This window comes from Pseudoalteromonas sp. GW168-MNA-CIBAN-0100 (assembly GCF_040309225.1).
Lineage (GTDB): Bacteria > Pseudomonadota > Gammaproteobacteria > Enterobacterales > Alteromonadaceae > Pseudoalteromonas > Pseudoalteromonas arctica.
On record NZ_JBEOOL010000405.1, the window covers coordinates 1 to 294 of the forward strand.

General features: G+C 36.1%; 1 pseudogene. It reads right to left on the minus strand.

The features are described from left to right. Window positions 1-209, minus strand: a pseudogene (locus AAEY62_RS21700) (DUF3025 domain-containing protein); the annotation flags it as partial. Window positions 210-294: the final 85 nt, after the last annotated feature.

Below are 294 nucleotides of genomic sequence, written 5' to 3' on the forward strand. Positions count from 1 at the left end.
TAATAACGCTCAGCAAAATCTATTTTTGCATCATCGACAAAGCTAATAGCCAAGTTATTGGCATTAATTGCGTTTAAGTGTGGGCTAAACCAGCTAGGCAGAGGCCAATTTTTTTGCTCATGTATATTAAACAACGTGCGCAAATGCTCAAAAGCGCCGCTTTGTAAGCAGCTTGGCTGAAATTCTTCTGGGGGAGTAAAACGCTTCATTATTATTTGTACTTACTAGTTTATACCTTAAATTTTGTAACAGTTTACCGCAAAAACTGGTTCTAATTAATAGAACTTCATATAC